Below are 16096 nucleotides of genomic sequence, written 5' to 3'. Positions count from 1 at the left end.
TTCATATCAGATTTGATGTTGAATAGATGCCCTTTTTAAATTAATTTCAATTTTATCGCTGATGATTTTGGTTAAATATTTTATTTAATTAAGATTAATCGGTTACACTAAGTATTTTTCGCTGTCATGAAAAAATCAAATTCATTATTTGGAGGAATTAAGGAGAATTTCCCTTCAGGCCTCGTTGTATTTTTAGTAGCTCTTCCTCTATGTTTAGGAATTGCTTTAGCATCTGGCGCACCGCCATTATCTGGTATTATTGCAGGTATTGTAGGAGGTTTAGTCGTTGGAGCACTCAGTAATTCAAATATTTCGGTTTCAGGACCTGCTGCAGGTCTTACTGCAATCGTTTTAACTGCAATTACAGATCTTGGAGCTTTCGAACTATTCCTTTGCGCCGGTATTATTGCTGGTCTTATACAGTTAGTTTTAGGCTTCATCAGAGCAGGTAGTATTTCCAATTATTTTCCAAATAATGTGATTGAGGGAATGCTTGCTGCCATCGGAATTATTATCATTATCAAGCAAATTCCGCATGCATTAGGTTTTGATAACGACTATGAAGGAAATGAAACATTATTTTCCAACGGAATCAATTTCAACTATTTCAGTGAGTTAATGGGTGCAATACATCCGGGAGCGGTTATTGTTACTTTGGTTTCTGTAGGACTACTTTTAGCCTGGGATCAAATTCCTGCTTTAAAAAGAATGAAAATGTTACCGGGCGCATTAGTTGCCGTAGCTGTTGGAATTTTACTTAACGAAGCATTTAAAATGTCGGGAAGTTCTTTAGCAATTGGTACAGAGCATTTGGTTTCCTTACCAGTTCCTCAAAGTCTTGATGATTTTAAAAACCTGGTAATACTACCCGATTTTAACGGTTTTACAAATCCTAAAGTATGGATTGTAGGAGCAACAATCGCTATTGTAGCATCTATTGAAACGCTACTTTGTATTGAAGCTTCAGACCGATTAGATGTTCAAAGAAGAATTACCGACACCAATTTAGAATTAAAAGCTCAGGGAATCGGAAACCTTATCAGTTCATTTATCGGTGGATTGCCAATGACATCAGTAGTGGTAAGAAGTTCGGCAAATGCTAATGCGGGAGCAACTTCGAAGGTTTCAGCAATGATTCACGGGGTTTTACTATTGGTTTGTGTGTTGACTATTCCTTTTATTTTAAATTTGATTCCTTTATCTACTCTTGCAGCAGTTTTACTTTTGGTAGGATATAAATTAGCAAAACCAGCTACATTCAAACATTTCTGGCATCTAGGAAAGTTCCAGTTTATCCCGTTTGTGGCAACTGTAGTTGCTATTGTAGCAACAGATTTGCTGAAAGGAGTAGGAATTGGTTTGGCAATCTCGGTTTTCTATATTTTGCAGGGAAATATGAAACGTGCTTATTATTTAAGCCGAGAAAAACTGATCGATGCAGACGGTATTACGATAAAATTGGCAGAAGAGGTATCTTTCCTTAATAAAGCTGCTATTAAAAAGACATTAAAAAACATTAAATCAAACTCTACGGTAACGATTGATGCGAGAGGAACATCATATATCGCAACAGATGTACTGGAAATGATTCAGGATTTTGCCAACATCAGAGCGAAAGAAGAAGACATTAATGTGGAACTATTAGGCTTCAAAACTTCGTACAGAGACTACGAAACCGATGAAGACTCTCACATCGTCATTACCCACAGAAGAGCAATGTAAGCTCATCACAAATATTTTCTTTAACTTTAATTTTAATAATAATTCAAAAAATAAAAAAAACATATGAAAGCACATACATCAGAAACTCAGTCTACGATTACTCCTGAAAAAGCATTAAACTTTTTAAAGGAAGGGAACCAAAGATTTGTAAATAACTTAAAGGCAAACAGAGATCTTTTAGAGCAGGTAAATGCTACACGTGAAGGACAGTGGCCTTTTGCAGTGGTTTTAAGCTGTATCGACAGCCGTACTTCTGCAGAATTAATCTTTGATCAAGGACTAGGTGATGTTTTCAGTATCAGAATAGCAGGTAACTTTGTCAATCAGGATATTTTAGGATCTATGGAATTTGGCTGTAACGTAGCGGGTTCTAAACTGGTTGTTGTTTTAGGACACACAAAATGCGGAGCTTTAAAAGGTGGACTTGATGCTGCTAAAATCGAAGGAATGGGAATGGATAACCTGAACCATTTAATCGGTCATTTCGATCCAATTATTAATACAATCATTCAAGATGGTGAAGAGCGTTCTTCTGCCAATGCAGATCTTCTTGAAAGACTGAATCAGCACAACGTAAAAAATGCGATTGACGAGATTCGTAAGCAAAGTTCTACCTTAAAAAGACTTGAAGACGATGGTAAAATTAAAATAGTCGGAGCTAACTATGACGTTGAAACCGGCGTTGTAACTTGGTTATAATAAAACATTCATTTTCATTAATCATTCGGGCGGAAGCTTTGCTTCCGCCCGAATTTATTTTTTATTTTCCGTTAAAAGCAGACATCGTATTATTGATTCCTGCAAAAACAAAAGACAGACAAGCTTTTGAAAACTTTTCTATTCTTTCGGGAAGTTTTTCACGTTCTTCTTCATTCCACGTTCCCAAAACATAATCAACCTGTCTCCCTTCAGAAAATTCGGCAGAAATACCGAAACGAAGTCTTGCATAATTCTGAGTCTGCAATACCTCCTGAATGTTTTTAAGACCATTATGACCTGCATCAGAACCTTTCATTTTCATTCTTAATGTTCCGAAAGGCAAAGCCAGATCATCGGTAACAATCATTACATTTTCTAAAGGAATATTTTCTTTCTGCATCCAGTATTTTACGGCGTTTCCGGAAAGATTCATATAGGTATCAGGTTTTAAAACCAGTACTTTTCTTCCTTTATATTTCCCTTCTGCCATCCAACCAAAATTGGTCGTATTGAATGACGCTTCTAAAGTTTCGGCAATTTTTTCAGCAACTTTAAAACCTATATTATGACGTGTGTTTTCGTATTCCGGGCCTTTATTTCCAAGACCGACAATTAAATATTTCATGAGAAATTTTTTGCAAAATTAAGAGTTCTAAAATAAAAAACTCAACCCTAAAAAGGATTGAGCTTAAATATTTTTAAATATTCTATTAATTACAAAGGTTTGTAGAAATAATTGATTCCAAATCCTTGAGTCATATAAGTCTGTGGATCATATCTATAATTAGTAGAAACCACAATTGGTGTAGGAACCGGCTGCGTCATATCTGTCACAGCAGCTCTTTTAGGACTGTTTGGTGATAACATTAAACTTCTGTCGTCATTAATATTTGTAGAAATAAGCACCGAAACTTTATATTCAAAAGGCAGTAAAGTATATCCACTAATCTGAGAATCATAACTGCTAAAATCAAACTTATAGTTTTGTACAGCAGGTTCAAAAACAGTTCCTGTCAACTTCCCTACTTCTTTAGTTACCGAAGACACATTATCTCCTAAATAACTGTAAGCAGCTTTAGTATAATCTGTATAAACAAAAGGAGTAACATCATTACCTTTCTTCATTACAATAGAAGCTAATTTTGATGTTGTAGAACTATACGTTAAATTATACATCGATTTTGTTTTTGCAAAAACAGCATAAGGACCAGGTGTTGTAGACGGAGGCACAGGAGCAGCTCTTCTAAATATTGTTCTGTTTTCAGAAATCAATGTTAATTTACCCAAATTACCGTAAGTATATTGTTGAGTATAAGAAACACTGTCTGTATCTATTGTACCATCACTATCTAAATCCAGAAAACCGTTAAAGGTGATTTTACTGATTTTGTCACCACTCCATTCTACATTCGTTAAAGAAGCTTTTTCTGTAATAACGTTAGAAAGAAGCAAACCATTATACTGATACTGTGCAATTAAGCCAAAATCTGTTACCTCTCTCGATAAAGCTCTTGGACCATTCAAACCAGTATTGTCATTCAAATCCAAAAGTGGATTCCCTTCTTCGTCAGTCAAATCTTTACAAGAATGTATTGAAGAAAAACCTGCTATTAGCAAAATAAAATAGAAAAGTCTTTTCATTATGTAATGGGATTATTTATTTTTCCACAAATATAATTTTTTTTTGTATAAAAATCATATTTTAATTAATATTCTAGCAAAACTAACAACGAAAAACTCATTATAAAGCCTTATAAATATACTTCTGGGTTTGCGTCTGATCTGAAACCGGATAATTTTGAGTATCATACAGATAAGTATAAGTTCCTGGGATTGCTGGAGCAGGAGCAGGATATACAATATTAAAATTCACAAGATTATTAGCCGATAAGGACGAAAAATTATTAGGATGCAATAAGCTCCACATCACAAAAAATGTCTTAGGTAAAGTATTGTAAGGGTTTATTTTAGCATCATAAGTAGAGAAATTATAAGTATAGCTCATTACGGTAGACATATCTGGAACCCCTGTTGAACTTGTAATTCCGTTTTCTGTTACCAGCTTTGTTATATTATCTCCTGTATTCGTTAAATTATAATTGATAAAATGAGTATAAGTCGTTCCTGATTTTTTCTTTTCAACAATCTTTGTCATCTTCCCAGAACCATCGTAAGTGTAGGTATATTCACTATTAAAGTTTGGCATAGTACCTAACATCGTAGCACAAGTTGTATAATTAATTTTCCCACCTGAATCGTAAGTAATATTATAGTCATACGACAAACTATTCGCAGGAACTGCCCCGTTAACTTCTTGTGCAAATTTTACTCTTGTAATTTTTCCTGAAGTATAAGTAACTGTTCCAACCAGAAAAGAATTTGGTCCGCTAGCTTCCTTAAATATTGCTTTTTCTAAAACATTTCCGGTGGTTACATATTCCTGATTGGTAACATTATTTGCAACAACTTTGTGTAAAATTCGAGGCCCGGTAATTGTGGGTGTACTTCCACCACTGCTTCCTGAACCTCCAGGATTATTGAGTGTATTGTTAATTGGATCTGCGGTTGTGTTATCACATGAAAACATAAAACCAAGGAGTAAAACGGTAAAACCTTTAAATAAATTTTTAGTCATAAGTTAATAGTTATTAATCTCACAAATATAAATTATTTTCAACACCAAAGGATTTATTTAAAAAAATTAATAAAAACAGACCTAAAACAACTTTTAGATCTTTTATAAATTAAGGAAATAGCTAATTAAATTCCTAAAATAGATTTAAGCAATATATTCACCTCATCTACATTTTTCACCTTATCTTTTCGCATCATCAGATTATTTCCGTCTTTACCTGCTTTCTCTTTCAACTGAGCTTGTGCTGGGTTTTGAGTTAAATAAGAAATAATATGTCTGAATTTATCGGTCTGATAAAACTTATCTTGCGGATTACTTGGGAAATATCCTAAGAAAATTCCGTTTTTCATTACAATTTTTTCGAAACCAATTTCGGCAGCCAACCATTTAAGAGCAACACTTTTCAGTAAGTTAACAGCTTCACTTGGCAGATTTCCAAAACGGTCTTTCAGTTCAGATTCAAATTTCTGAAGATCTTTTTCATTATCTATTTCGGCTAATTTCTGATAAAGCAGCAATCTTTCTTCGGTACTGGAAACGTAAAAATCCGGAAGCATCAGTTCCAAATCAGTATCAATATTTACTTCTTTTACCGATTTGAAAAGCTTATTTCTATCTTCTTCATTTTCAAAAAGATTTTCAAAATTCTCATCATCTTTCAATTCTTCAAGCGCTTCCTGCATCATTTTTTGATAGGTTTCAAATCCCATTTCATTGATAAATCCGCTTTGTTCACCACCCAATAAATCTCCTGCTCCACGAATTTCCAAATCTTTCATCGCAATTTGGAAACCACTTCCCAAATCTGAAAACTGTTCAATTGCTTCCAAACGCTTTCTCGCATCGGAAGTCATCATATCAAAAGGCGGCGTAATCAGATAACAAAATGCTTTTCTGTTGCTTCGCCCCACTCTTCCTCTCATTTGGTGAAGATCTGCCATTCCAAAACGTTGCGCATCATTAATGAAAATCGTATTCGCATTAGGAACATCTACTCCACTTTCAATAATCGTGGTTGCGACCAAAACATCATATTTTCCATCCATAAAATCCAGAACGTTCTGTTCCATTTGCTTCCCTTCCATTTGTCCGTGAGCCGTAATAACTCTTGCATCAGGAACCAATCTTTGAATCAAACCTGCAATATCTTTCAGATTTTCGATTCTGTTATTGATGAAATAAACCTGTCCGTCACGTTGCAATTCATAAGAAACCGCATCACGAATAATTTCTTCGCTAAATCCAATAATATTTGTATCAACCGGTTGTCTGTTTGGCGGTGGTGTTTTGATCACCGAAAGATCTCGTGCAGCCATCAAAGAAAACTGTAAAGTTCTCGGAATCGGAGTCGCAGTCAATGTTAAAGTATCAACATTGGTTTTCATCGTTTTCAGTTTATCTTTTACAGAAACTCCAAATTTATGCTCTTCATCAATAATTAATAAACCTAAATTTTTAAATTTCACTTTATCGGCAGCCAACTGATGCGTCCCAATAACGATGTCAACTTTCCCATCGTCCAATCCCTGTAAAGTTTCAGATTTTTGTTTCGCTGTTCTGAAACGGTTTAAGTAAGAAATAGTCACCGGAAAATCTTTCAACCTTTCCTTGAAACTTCTGTAATGTTGAAAAGCCAGAATGGTAGTCGGAACTAAAATTGCAACTTGTTTACCATCTGTAGCAGCTTTAAAGGCAGCACGAATGGCAACTTCTGTTTTTCCGAAACCAACGTCACCGCAAATCAAACGATCCATCACTCCTTCATCTTCCATATCTTTTTTCACATCAAGAGTCGCTTTTTCCTGATCTGGCGTATCTTCATAAGCGAAACTTGCCTCCAACTCATTTTGAAGATAAGAATCTGGGGAATATTGGAATCCTTTTGCGGTTTTTCTTTCCGCATATAATTTAATCAAATCGAAAGCAATTTGCTTAACTCTCGCTTTTGTTTTTTGTTTTAATGATTTCCAGGCAGGAGAACCAAGCTTGCTTAGAACAATCTCTTTTCCATCCGGACCGTTGTATTTTGAAATTTTGTGAAGCGAATGAATGCTAACATATAATAAATCCCCATTTTTATAAGTCAGTTTAAAACACTCCTGAATTTTACCATCATTATTGACTTTTACCAATCCCATGAATTTCCCGATCCCATGATCAATGTGGGCAATAAAATCTCCAACTTTCAGCGACATTAAATCTTTCAGCGTTAACTGCTCGGATTTAGCAAATGTATTTTTCGCTTTATATCGTTGGTAACGGTCAAAAATCTGATGATCGGTGTAGACCAGAATTTTATGATCGGGATCTACAAAACCTTCATGCAATTCAGATTTAAAGCTTTTAAAAGCCAACTGATGACCAAGTTCATCAAAAATAGACACCAATCTTTCTTTTTGTTTTTCTGTAGAAAAAGAGATCCAGATATCAAAACCTTCTTCCTTTTTTTCCTGTAAATCTTCAATTAATAACTGAAAATTTTTGTGAAACGAAGGTTGGGCTGTTTGATTAAGCTTTACTTCTTGAGATTTTATGCTTTCAATTCCAACACTGCTGAAATCAACGGTTTTAAATTTTTTATAATCAAATAAAAACTCTTCATCAGAGATAAAAAGCTCCTGTGGAGTACGGTGTGCAATATCTTTATTTAAATCTTCATACTTAACCAAAGATTTTTCGTAAAACGTCCTAAGTTTTTGAAGACCAACAATTCCGTTTTTAGAAATAACAAAACTTTCTTTAGGCAAAATTTCGAGAAAAGAAACCCTTGTTCCCGAAACCGAAAAATTCATATTAGAAACCAACTGAAAACCTTCTACTTTATCAATAGAAAGTTGGGTTTCTATATCGAAAGTTTTAATATTCTCCACTTCATTGCCGAAGAAAGTAATACGATAAGGCTTTTCATTGGAGTAAGAAAATACATCGACAATTCCACCACGAACGGAAAATTCTCCCGGCTCAGAAACAAAATCTGTTTGCTGAAACTGATAATGATTCAGTAATTCATCCACAAAATCAAAATCGAGTTGATCTCCTGTTTTAATGTTATGAGAAATCGCCTTAAAATCTTCTTTCTTCAAAACTTTTTCAGACAAAGCTCCCACGTAAGCCACAATAACTTTTGGAGATTTTTCTGAATTTATTTTATTTAAAACCTCAGTTCTCAATACCAAATTGGCATTCTGAGTTTTCTCGACCTGATAAGGCTCCATGTGAGTTGCCGGAAAATAAAGTACACTTTCTTTTCCAAGCAAATCTTCCATTTCACTGTTAATGTATAATGCTTCCTCTTTGTCATCTGAAAGAAAAAGAACCGTCTTTTTGTGAGTAAGAAAGAGCTCGGCTGCAAAAACAGAAGCTGAAGAACCTGCACTTCCTCTTACAGAAAGATGCGGCTGGGTATCAATTTGTGAGAAAATTTCTTTTCCAAATTCATTTTTAAGTAAATCGGGAAGGAATTTTTCGCTGATATTTTTTAACTGCATAAATAATGTAGGTATAAACGACAAAATCGATTTCGGGGTTTTCCGAAATCGTTAATCTTGCCTAACAAAGATACACAAAATGAAAAACATTTGATTTAAATTAAAAACAACAATTTAACATTTACATAAAATATTTCCCATCGATATGACTATTATTTTATAAATTTACAACCATCAAATTTTAAAAACTAATAATATGCTAAAAAAACTATCCTTTATTGGGCTTCTCCTTGCCTATTTTTCAGGAAACGCACAAAGCAATTTTGAATTCCAAAGAACCTGGGGAACGTACTTTGGACCCGTCGGTGGAAGATCATGGTCTGCAACATTTCAAGGCAAGCAACTTTTTTTTGATTCTCAAAATAATATTTATACTAAAGGTTTAATTGTTCCTATCGCAAGCTATGGAACATCATATTACCAACAGTTCAGTATGGGAGTTGGCCAAAATTTCTATCTTGGCAACAATTATTCTTATACAAATGTCACTTCAAAATTTAACAGTTCGGGAAACATGCTTTCATATGAATATAATCAATTTCATTACGGTCTTCCCGGAAGCTACACTAAAGAATTGATGTTTATTGATCAGCAAAACAATAAATATTTTCAATATCAGCATAATTCAAGTACACCACCAATTACAATAAGCGCAGGAGCTTGGATGACCACAAACTCTCAGTATCTTTTAGCCAAATACGACGCCAACGATAATTTAATCTGGTCAACTTATATGCCTACCTTGGGAAGAGTGATAGCCGATCCTTCAGGAAATGTTTACATCTCAGGAACTACATACAGCGCACAAGATGTGGGTACACCCGGTGTTTTTCAAGAAAACTACCAAGACATTACAGTCAACGGAAGTCCTTATCCAAACGGGTTTTTAGTAAAATTAGATCCAAACGGGCAAAGAATATGGGGAACTTATTATCCGGGTTACGCTTCAATTATTCATTATCATAACAATGCTTTATATATTGGCATTGGTCAGGAACCTTCATCAAATCAAATTTCATTAACAACACCGAATGCTTTCCAGACTACAAAATCTCATTTTGCCCTTTTAAAAATGAATGCCAATAATGGCACCAGAGAATGGGGAACTTATTATGGTTATCCTATTATAGGATCTAGCTCTATCAGAAAATTTGAAGTAAATGAAAGCGGTATTTACATATTAGGAGATGAATCTTTCAGCAACAACAGCAACACGAACAGCCCTAATTATTATGGAACAGCCGGAAGTCATCAACCACAATTATCAGGCGCTGGTGATCTTTTCTTAACAAAATTCAGTCATTCCGGTGAAAGACTTTGGAGTACTTATGTAGGTGGCAACGGCAGAGAAATTGCCCAGTCATCTCAACAGCCTCTCGCAGTTTCGGGCGATAATATTTACGTTTGTGGTCTTATTTGGGGAGTCAGCAACAATATTGCTACCCCAAATGTCTATCAACAAAATCCCGGACAAAACCTAAACACATCAACCAACCGCTTTTTTTCAAAATTCAATTCAGACGGAATTTTACAATGGTCATCTTACTACGGTGGAACCAGCCAAAGTGGGAACGAGCCTATTAATATCGCTATAAACAACAATTCTCTTTATCTTTATGGTGAAACCACTTCTACCACAGGATTTTCAACTCCGGGAAGTTGGCAACCTCAATATGTAGATCCCAATCCGTCTGCAGTGGCTGAAAAGAATGTGACTTTCTTAGCAAAATTTGATGTTAAGAATCTGGACACTCAAGAACTAACAAAGATTTCTGAAATAAAACTATACAACAATCCGAACAATGGTAATTTTACAATAAGTGGCGACTTATTTAAAAAAGAAGAATATAAAATAATCATTTTTGATCTTTCCGGAAAGCTTATACACAGAGAAGACCTCGGCAAAACAGCCAATGGTGAACATCATTTTTCTCTTGAAAATAAACTTACTACAGGAAATTACATGGTAAATATTACTTCACAATCAGGTAACTTAATTAGAAATTTCAAAATGTCTGTTAAAAAATAAATTTTCTTAAAAAAGTAAAAAAACTCCTATTTCATAATATTTTCCTTATAAAGTTTAAAAAAAGTTAAAGTTTTTAATCATTTTGCACACGGCATAATCTTTGAAAATTTAAACAACATAAACCAAAAAATAAAATATTATGAAAAATGCATTCAAAATTCTGGGGGCTTTAATGCTTCTGTTTACCTTCATGTCGATTTCCTCGTGCAGTAACGATGACGATCCGGCAGACAACGATTTTTTCGCAGGAACTTATAAAGGGAGCATTTCCTATAAAGATAACGACAATGATATTGCAACCGATAACGGTGAAGTTTTCGTAACGAAAATTGCAAGCGGAACTAAATATAATTTTAGATTTTCTAACGGAATTCCTGACCTTAACGGATTAGAATTTCAAAAACAGGGTGATAATACTTTAGTTATGGTCAATTCCACTGCACTTGTTTATGTAAGAATCGACAACAATGAGCTTAAAATGCTTTATACCGCAGATGGCAAAACATGGAGAGCCAACTGTACAAGATAATACAAATAACTATTCATTCATATGTTGCCCGTTTCCAAATTTGGAGGCGGGCTTTATTTTAATATAATATTCACAAAATAAATGCCTTAAAACATAACTAAAATTTATTCTAAAAAGAAAAACCACAAACAAAACCACATCAATAACTGGGGAAATATTCAATATTTTTTATACTTTTACAATTAAACTCACAAAATAATATCACATATGTCAAAAATTTTACTCTTTTTTCTCAATATTATTGCATTTATCCCACTTAACGCTCAAAGTTTTGAATACTCAAGAACCTGGGGAACATATATAGGTCCTGTAGGAGCTACATCCTGGACAGAAAGTGCAACGAAAACAATGCTATTTGACAGCCAGAATAACATCCATCTTACCGGTACAGCAATGGGATATCCCAACAACTACCCTTCTTCTTATTATGATCAGTTCAGAGTTGGAAATGGTGGTCAGGGTTTTAAGATAAACCCATCAATAATGAATACAACCAATACTGTTGCAGCAAAAATAAATCCGTCTGGTAATGTACAAGCTTATGAATATTACAATTATTTATTAGACAATGACGGCTATAAGAAAAAACTAAAATATATTGACCACAACAATAATTACTATTATGAATATGCTGCATTTATAAATAATTTACCCATTGCACCGACACAAAATGCCTGGCTGCAAAATTCCAATCATCCACAATTAGGTACAGTTTTAGCCAAACATTCCCCAAATGGCACTTTGCTTTGGGCAACTTATCTACCTGTAGGTAATCAAACTTATATTTATGGTCTTTTGACTAACATAAGTATTGCTGAAGACGAATCGGGAAATATTTATCTTGCAGGCTCCAGTGATATTAAGCAAAACATTGCAACTCAGGGTACATTTCAAGACACTTATCAACTCTTATACAATCAAACAACTGAAATTCTTAACGGATACATTGTAAAACTAAACTCCAATGGTGAAAAAATCTGGGGTACTTATTTTCCTAGCCAAATTTATAATTTAAAATATTATAACAATTCACTATATATTGTAGGAGGACAAGAACCAACAGGTAATCAATACAACATTGCATCTACAAATGCATTCCAATCGGTTCCTGCCAATTTTAACCTTCAAAAATTCAATGCAGAAAACGGCACAAGACTTTGGGGCACTTATTATGGGCATTCTGACGGATCCAGCAGAATTAGCAGCATAGACGTTAACGAAACCGGAATTTATGTAATGGGAGATGCACAATCGAATACCGCTACACAAGGCTACTTTGGAACTCAGGGAACACACCAAACAACGAATGCTGGAAGCTATGATTTATTTCTTAGTAAATTTAATTATTCCGGAGAACGCATCTGGAGTACTTATTTTGGGGGTACCGGTTTAGACCAGGCCTACTCTTGTATGCAGCCGCTCGCTTTAAACGGAAATGACATTTATATTACGGGCTGGACATACGGGCTTGGAAATAATCTAGCAACACCAGAAACCTACAAATCATCACCAACATTAAATACAAATTTGGCTACCAATCAATTTTTTGTAAAATTTAATAGTAACGGACAAAGAATCTGGGCCTCTTATTATGGAGATTCAAGTCTTGGCTATAATCTTCCTATCAATATTGCTGTTAATAATTCATCTTTATATTTATACGGAGAAACACTTGCTACAACGGGCTACTCAACTCCCAACAGTTGGCAACCACAAATCATAGACCCTAACAACCAAAGAAGAATGTCGCTTTTGTTGCAAAATTTGATCTTACCAATCTTTCCACCTCCGAGAATAATAAATCTGAGAAACTGATACTTTACAACAACCCCAATAATGGTAATTTTTCATTAAAAGGGAATATATTGGAAAAAGAAACCTGCACCATTAAGCTCTATGACATGACCGGAAAATTTATACACTCTCAGACTCTAGAAAAAAACAAGTCACAAAACATCTATTTAAAAGAAAAACTTATAAGAGGCACTTATATGGTACAAGTGAACGATAGCAAGAATAACAATCTCGCCAATATTAAAATGATTGTGAAAAATTAAAATTTAATTAAATCTGTCAAATTTGATTTTCATTTTGAGATTTTATCTAACTTTACTTAAACAAAAACAATAAATCTGACATGAAAAAATTTCTTACTGCAATGTCTATCATCTTAGGATTAGGATTTGCAAGCGCTCAACAAGTTGCTCCTGCAACTAAAACCGCAACTACAAAAGCTGTAAAACCCGTAAAAGCTGTTGAAACCAAAGCAGCAAAACCAGCACAAAAGTTGAAAAAAGACGGTACTCCCGATAAACGATACAAAGAAAATCAGAAACTGAAAAAAGACGGAACTCCGGATAAGAGATATAAAGTAAACAAATAAAAAAAGGCAGATAGCTGCTATTCATAATCAAATTTTCAATAAGCCGATGCCTAGATCATCGGTTTTTTTATTTTTAAATTTTAAAATATTCTTTGAATTCTATACTTATTTATAAATTTGAACCATGTTAAACTTTCTAAAGAAAAATGCAGCGTTGATTTGGGCAAAAAAACATGTTCAAAAAGCAGAAGAATTCAAGAAAAATGCGGAAAAGAATCAGGAAGAATTATTGCTTTCTCTTCTAAACACGGCTAAGAAAACTCTTTTTGGAAGAACATATGATTTTGAAAACATTAAATCTGTAAAAGATTTTCAGGAAAAAGTTCCCATTGCAGATTATGAAGATCTGAAACCTTACATCGAAAAAGTAAAACGCGGACAAAAAGATATTCTGTGGATAGAAACTCCCGAATATTTTGCAAAAACTTCCGGCACAACTTCCGGCTCAAAATACATCCCGATTTCTAAAGAAGGAATGCCTTTTCAGGTGAAAGGAGCTCAGAGTGCGCTTTTCCATTATATTGCTAAAAAGAATAACGCTGATTTTGTAGGCGGAAAAATGATTTTCCTGCAGGGAAGCCCGGAATTAGAAGAAGTTTTTGGCGTAAAAACCGGCAGACTTTCAGGAATTGTAGCGCATCACATCCCCAATTATCTTCAGAAAAACCGTCTACCAAGCTGGGAAACTAATATGATGGAAGACTGGGAAGCCAAGGTAGATAAAATCGTTGAGGAAACCGAGAAAGAAAACATGACCTTGATTTCGGGAATTCCACCTTGGTTGATTATGTATTTTGAAAAACTGATTGAGAAAAACGGTAAAAAAATCAAGCAGATCTTCCCAAATCTTCAACTCATCGTTACAGGTGGTGTAAATTACGAACCTTACCGCGAGAAAATGGAAGAACTTTTAGGCGGAAAAGTAGATATTGTACAAACGTTTCCGGCTTCGGAAGGATTTTTTGCATTTCAGGATGACTATACCAAAGAAGGTTTATTGCTTTTAACCAATCACGGAATTTTTTACGAATTCATTCCTTTAGAACAATACGGAAAACCCAATGCTCAAAGATTAACACTAAAAGATATTGAGCTTAATAAAGATTATGCTTTAATTTTAACAACCAACTCCGGTTTGTGGGCATATTCCATTGGTGATGTTGTGAGATTTATTGATAAAAATCCGCACAGAATTCTGGTAAGCGGAAGAACAAAACATTTCACCTCAGCTTTTGGCGAACACGTTATTGCTTTTGAAGTGGAAGAAGCGATAAAAGCCACAGTAGAAAAATTTCCTGCACAGATTACAGAATTTCATTTGGCTCCGGAAGTAAATCCGGAAGAAGGTTTACCTTATCACGAATGGTTTATTGAGTTTGAAAAAGAGCCTGAAAATTTAGATGTATTTAAAAATGAACTGGATGATCAGTTGAGAAAGCGCAACACTTATTATGATGATTTGATTTCAGGAAACATTCTGCAGAAGCTTCATATTTCTAAACTTCAGAAAAATGCTTTTCAGGAATATGCAAAATCCGAAGGAAAATTAGGCGGGCAAAATAAAATCCCAAGATTGGCAAATGATAGAAAAATAGCAGATTTATTGAAAATTTATAAAAAATAAGATACTATAACAATCACATTTTATGAAAAGAATCTTGTTCCTTTTAGTCGTTACTTTAATTACATCTTGTAGCTCGCTAAAATATAGTGCTACAAAAAACCCTGACAATTATAAAAATATAAAGGCTGGAAATAAATACACTTTTCATCAGTCAGACGGAAGCAAAATACCTATGACAATTAGCTCAATCTCTAAAGACAGCATTATTGGAACCAGAAAAAAAGAAAGAATTTCTATTTCAAAAAACAATATTACGGAAATAAGAAAAGATAAAACCGCAATTGCAGTAGTTGCCACAGCCGGAGGAATTGCTGCCGCTACTGTAATTGTTATTGGTATAAAAAATGCTACTGACGACATTGAAGATGTAGCGACAGCATTTGGAACTGGTTTAAATTAATGAGCAAAAAATAATCTTTCAAATATAAAATTTCTTCATTTTATACTTTAATATTACAAAAAATATAAGATTTTCCCCTTTAATGAAAACGTATATTCAAAAAAAATTATAAATTTGGAAAACTAAAAAATTATAATGAAAGCATCTGTACTTTTAAAATCATCATTATTAACGTCTTTATTTGTAATCTCATCTTGTGCAACTACAAAGTACAGCGAAGATATTGCACAAAACAATTACTCTAACCTTGAAGCGGGTAAAATCTACATCGTTACTCACAAAGACGGAACTAAAAAACAGAAATTCTTATTCCGTAACATTGATGGAGACAACATCATTGGTACAGCAGGAAAAAAAGACAGTACAGAAGTAATCATCCCTAAATCTAACGTTGCTGCTGTAAAAGACAGATCAAAAGCAAGAGTTGCAGGAGGTGCTGTTGTAATTGGAGCTGCCGCTGCTGCTGCCATTGTAGTAGGTTCTTTGAGAGCTGACTAAAATAGACAATATCTTTCAGAAGGTATTTTATTTATCTTTTGAAAACCGAAAATATCGATAGCCTTAAATGAATATTTAGGGCTATTTTT

Annotated in this window: 14 protein-coding genes; 10 read left to right on the top strand and 4 right to left on the bottom strand. The window is 34.2% G+C overall.

Features of this window, described 5'->3' with window-relative positions; all coding sequences use genetic code 11:
- Window positions 1–126 precede the first annotated feature (126 nt).
- On the top strand, window positions 127–1722 hold the full coding sequence (locus BUR17_RS13465) for a SulP family inorganic anion transporter (protein WP_074230872.1): 1596 nt from the start codon (window positions 127–129) through the stop codon (window positions 1720–1722).
- Window positions 1723–1785: 63 nt separating this feature from the next.
- Window positions 1786–2421 carry a carbonic anhydrase family protein gene (locus BUR17_RS13460; protein ID WP_074230871.1) on the top strand — a complete coding sequence of 212 codons (636 nt, stop codon included), beginning with the start codon at window positions 1786–1788 and terminating at the stop codon, window positions 2419–2421.
- Between the two features lie 61 nt (window positions 2422–2482).
- On the opposite strand, the gene pth is transcribed toward BUR17_RS13460, so the two are convergent.
- The 4 genes from pth to mfd form a co-directional block, all read right to left on the bottom strand.
- On the bottom strand, window positions 2483–3046 hold the full coding sequence (pth, locus tag BUR17_RS13455; protein ID WP_074230870.1) for an aminoacyl-tRNA hydrolase: 564 nt from the start codon (window positions 3044–3046) through the stop codon (window positions 2483–2485).
- Between the two features lie 89 nt (window positions 3047–3135).
- Entirely contained in the window at window positions 3136–4062 is a 927-nt protein-coding gene (locus tag BUR17_RS13450) for a hypothetical protein (protein ID WP_074230869.1), read from the bottom strand.
- Window positions 4063–4162: 100 nt separating this feature from the next.
- A complete protein-coding gene (locus BUR17_RS13445) occupies window positions 4163–5056 on the bottom strand; it encodes a hypothetical protein (RefSeq protein WP_074230868.1) in 894 nt (297 codons plus the stop codon).
- Between the two features lie 125 nt (window positions 5057–5181).
- Window positions 5182–8544 carry a transcription-repair coupling factor gene (mfd, locus tag BUR17_RS13440; protein ID WP_074230867.1) on the bottom strand — a complete coding sequence of 1121 codons (3363 nt, stop codon included), beginning with the start codon at window positions 8542–8544 and terminating at the stop codon, window positions 5182–5184.
- 196 nt (window positions 8545–8740) lie between these two features.
- Here mfd and BUR17_RS13435 point away from each other — a divergent pair, with 196 nt between their 5' ends.
- The 8 genes from BUR17_RS13435 to BUR17_RS13400 all read left to right on the top strand — a co-directional run bounded on the left by BUR17_RS13435 (window position 8741) and on the right by BUR17_RS13400 (window position 16007).
- On the top strand, window positions 8741–10573 hold the full coding sequence (locus BUR17_RS13435; protein WP_074230866.1) for a T9SS type A sorting domain-containing protein: 1833 nt from the start codon (window positions 8741–8743) through the stop codon (window positions 10571–10573).
- 139 nt (window positions 10574–10712) lie between these two features.
- Window positions 10713–11102, top strand: a complete 390-nt coding sequence (locus BUR17_RS13430) for a hypothetical protein (RefSeq protein ID WP_074230865.1) — start codon at window positions 10713–10715, stop codon at window positions 11100–11102.
- Between the two features lie 207 nt (window positions 11103–11309).
- Window positions 11310–12917, top strand: a complete 1608-nt coding sequence (locus BUR17_RS13425) for a hypothetical protein (protein ID WP_074230864.1) — start codon at window positions 11310–11312, stop codon at window positions 12915–12917.
- Window positions 12914–13159 (top strand): T9SS type A sorting domain-containing protein, encoded by a 246-nt coding sequence (locus BUR17_RS21245; protein ID WP_084550619.1) that lies wholly within the window; start codon window positions 12914–12916, stop codon window positions 13157–13159. Before BUR17_RS13425 ends, BUR17_RS21245 begins: the two co-directional genes overlap by 4 nt.
- 80 nt (window positions 13160–13239) lie before the next feature.
- Window positions 13240–13485 (top strand): hypothetical protein, encoded by a 246-nt coding sequence (locus BUR17_RS13415; RefSeq protein ID WP_074230862.1) that lies wholly within the window; start codon window positions 13240–13242, stop codon window positions 13483–13485.
- Between the two features lie 124 nt (window positions 13486–13609).
- A complete protein-coding gene (locus BUR17_RS13410) occupies window positions 13610–15109 on the top strand; it encodes a GH3 auxin-responsive promoter family protein (protein ID WP_074230861.1) in 1500 nt (499 codons plus the stop codon).
- 22 nt (window positions 15110–15131) lie between these two features.
- Window positions 15132–15509, top strand: coding sequence for a hypothetical protein (locus BUR17_RS13405; protein ID WP_074230860.1), 378 nt, complete (start codon window positions 15132–15134; stop codon window positions 15507–15509).
- A gap of 135 nt (window positions 15510–15644) precedes the next feature.
- On the top strand, window positions 15645–16007 hold the full coding sequence (locus BUR17_RS13400) for a hypothetical protein (RefSeq protein ID WP_074230859.1): 363 nt from the start codon (window positions 15645–15647) through the stop codon (window positions 16005–16007).
- The last annotated feature ends 89 nt before the right edge of the window (window positions 16008–16096 follow it).

It is taken from the genome of Chryseobacterium scophthalmum (assembly GCF_900143185.1).
In the GTDB taxonomy this organism is placed as follows: domain Bacteria; phylum Bacteroidota; class Bacteroidia; order Flavobacteriales; family Weeksellaceae; genus Chryseobacterium; species Chryseobacterium scophthalmum.
This window is presented reverse-complemented; position numbering and strand designations above follow the sequence as displayed.

What these genes read in the sequence shown, in the direction of transcription:
- BUR17_RS13465 (WP_074230872.1), top strand. Translation starts at nt 127, where the DNA reads ATGAAAAAATCAAATTCATTATTTGGAGGAATTAAGGAGAATTTCCCT.
- BUR17_RS13460 (WP_074230871.1), top strand. Translation starts at nt 1,786, where the DNA reads ATGAAAGCACATACATCAGAAACTCAGTCTACGATTACTCCTGAAAAA.
- pth (WP_074230870.1), bottom strand. Translation starts at nt 3,046, where the DNA reads ATGAAATATTTAATTGTCGGTCTTGGAAATAAAGGCCCGGAATACGAA.
- BUR17_RS13450 (WP_074230869.1), bottom strand. Translation starts at nt 4,062, where the DNA reads ATGAAAAGACTTTTCTATTTTATTTTGCTAATAGCAGGTTTTTCTTCA.
- BUR17_RS13445 (WP_074230868.1), bottom strand. Translation starts at nt 5,056, where the DNA reads ATGACTAAAAATTTATTTAAAGGTTTTACCGTTTTACTCCTTGGTTTT.
- mfd (WP_074230867.1), bottom strand. Translation starts at nt 8,544, where the DNA reads ATGCAGTTAAAAAATATCAGCGAAAAATTCCTTCCCGATTTACTTAAA.
- BUR17_RS13435 (WP_074230866.1), top strand. Translation starts at nt 8,741, where the DNA reads ATGCTAAAAAAACTATCCTTTATTGGGCTTCTCCTTGCCTATTTTTCA.
- BUR17_RS13430 (WP_074230865.1), top strand. Translation starts at nt 10,713, where the DNA reads ATGAAAAATGCATTCAAAATTCTGGGGGCTTTAATGCTTCTGTTTACC.
- BUR17_RS13425 (WP_074230864.1), top strand. Translation starts at nt 11,310, where the DNA reads ATGTCAAAAATTTTACTCTTTTTTCTCAATATTATTGCATTTATCCCA.
- BUR17_RS13415 (WP_074230862.1), top strand. Translation starts at nt 13,240, where the DNA reads ATGAAAAAATTTCTTACTGCAATGTCTATCATCTTAGGATTAGGATTT.
- BUR17_RS13410 (WP_074230861.1), top strand. Translation starts at nt 13,610, where the DNA reads ATGTTAAACTTTCTAAAGAAAAATGCAGCGTTGATTTGGGCAAAAAAA.
- BUR17_RS13405 (WP_074230860.1), top strand. Translation starts at nt 15,132, where the DNA reads ATGAAAAGAATCTTGTTCCTTTTAGTCGTTACTTTAATTACATCTTGT.
- BUR17_RS13400 (WP_074230859.1), top strand. Translation starts at nt 15,645, where the DNA reads ATGAAAGCATCTGTACTTTTAAAATCATCATTATTAACGTCTTTATTT.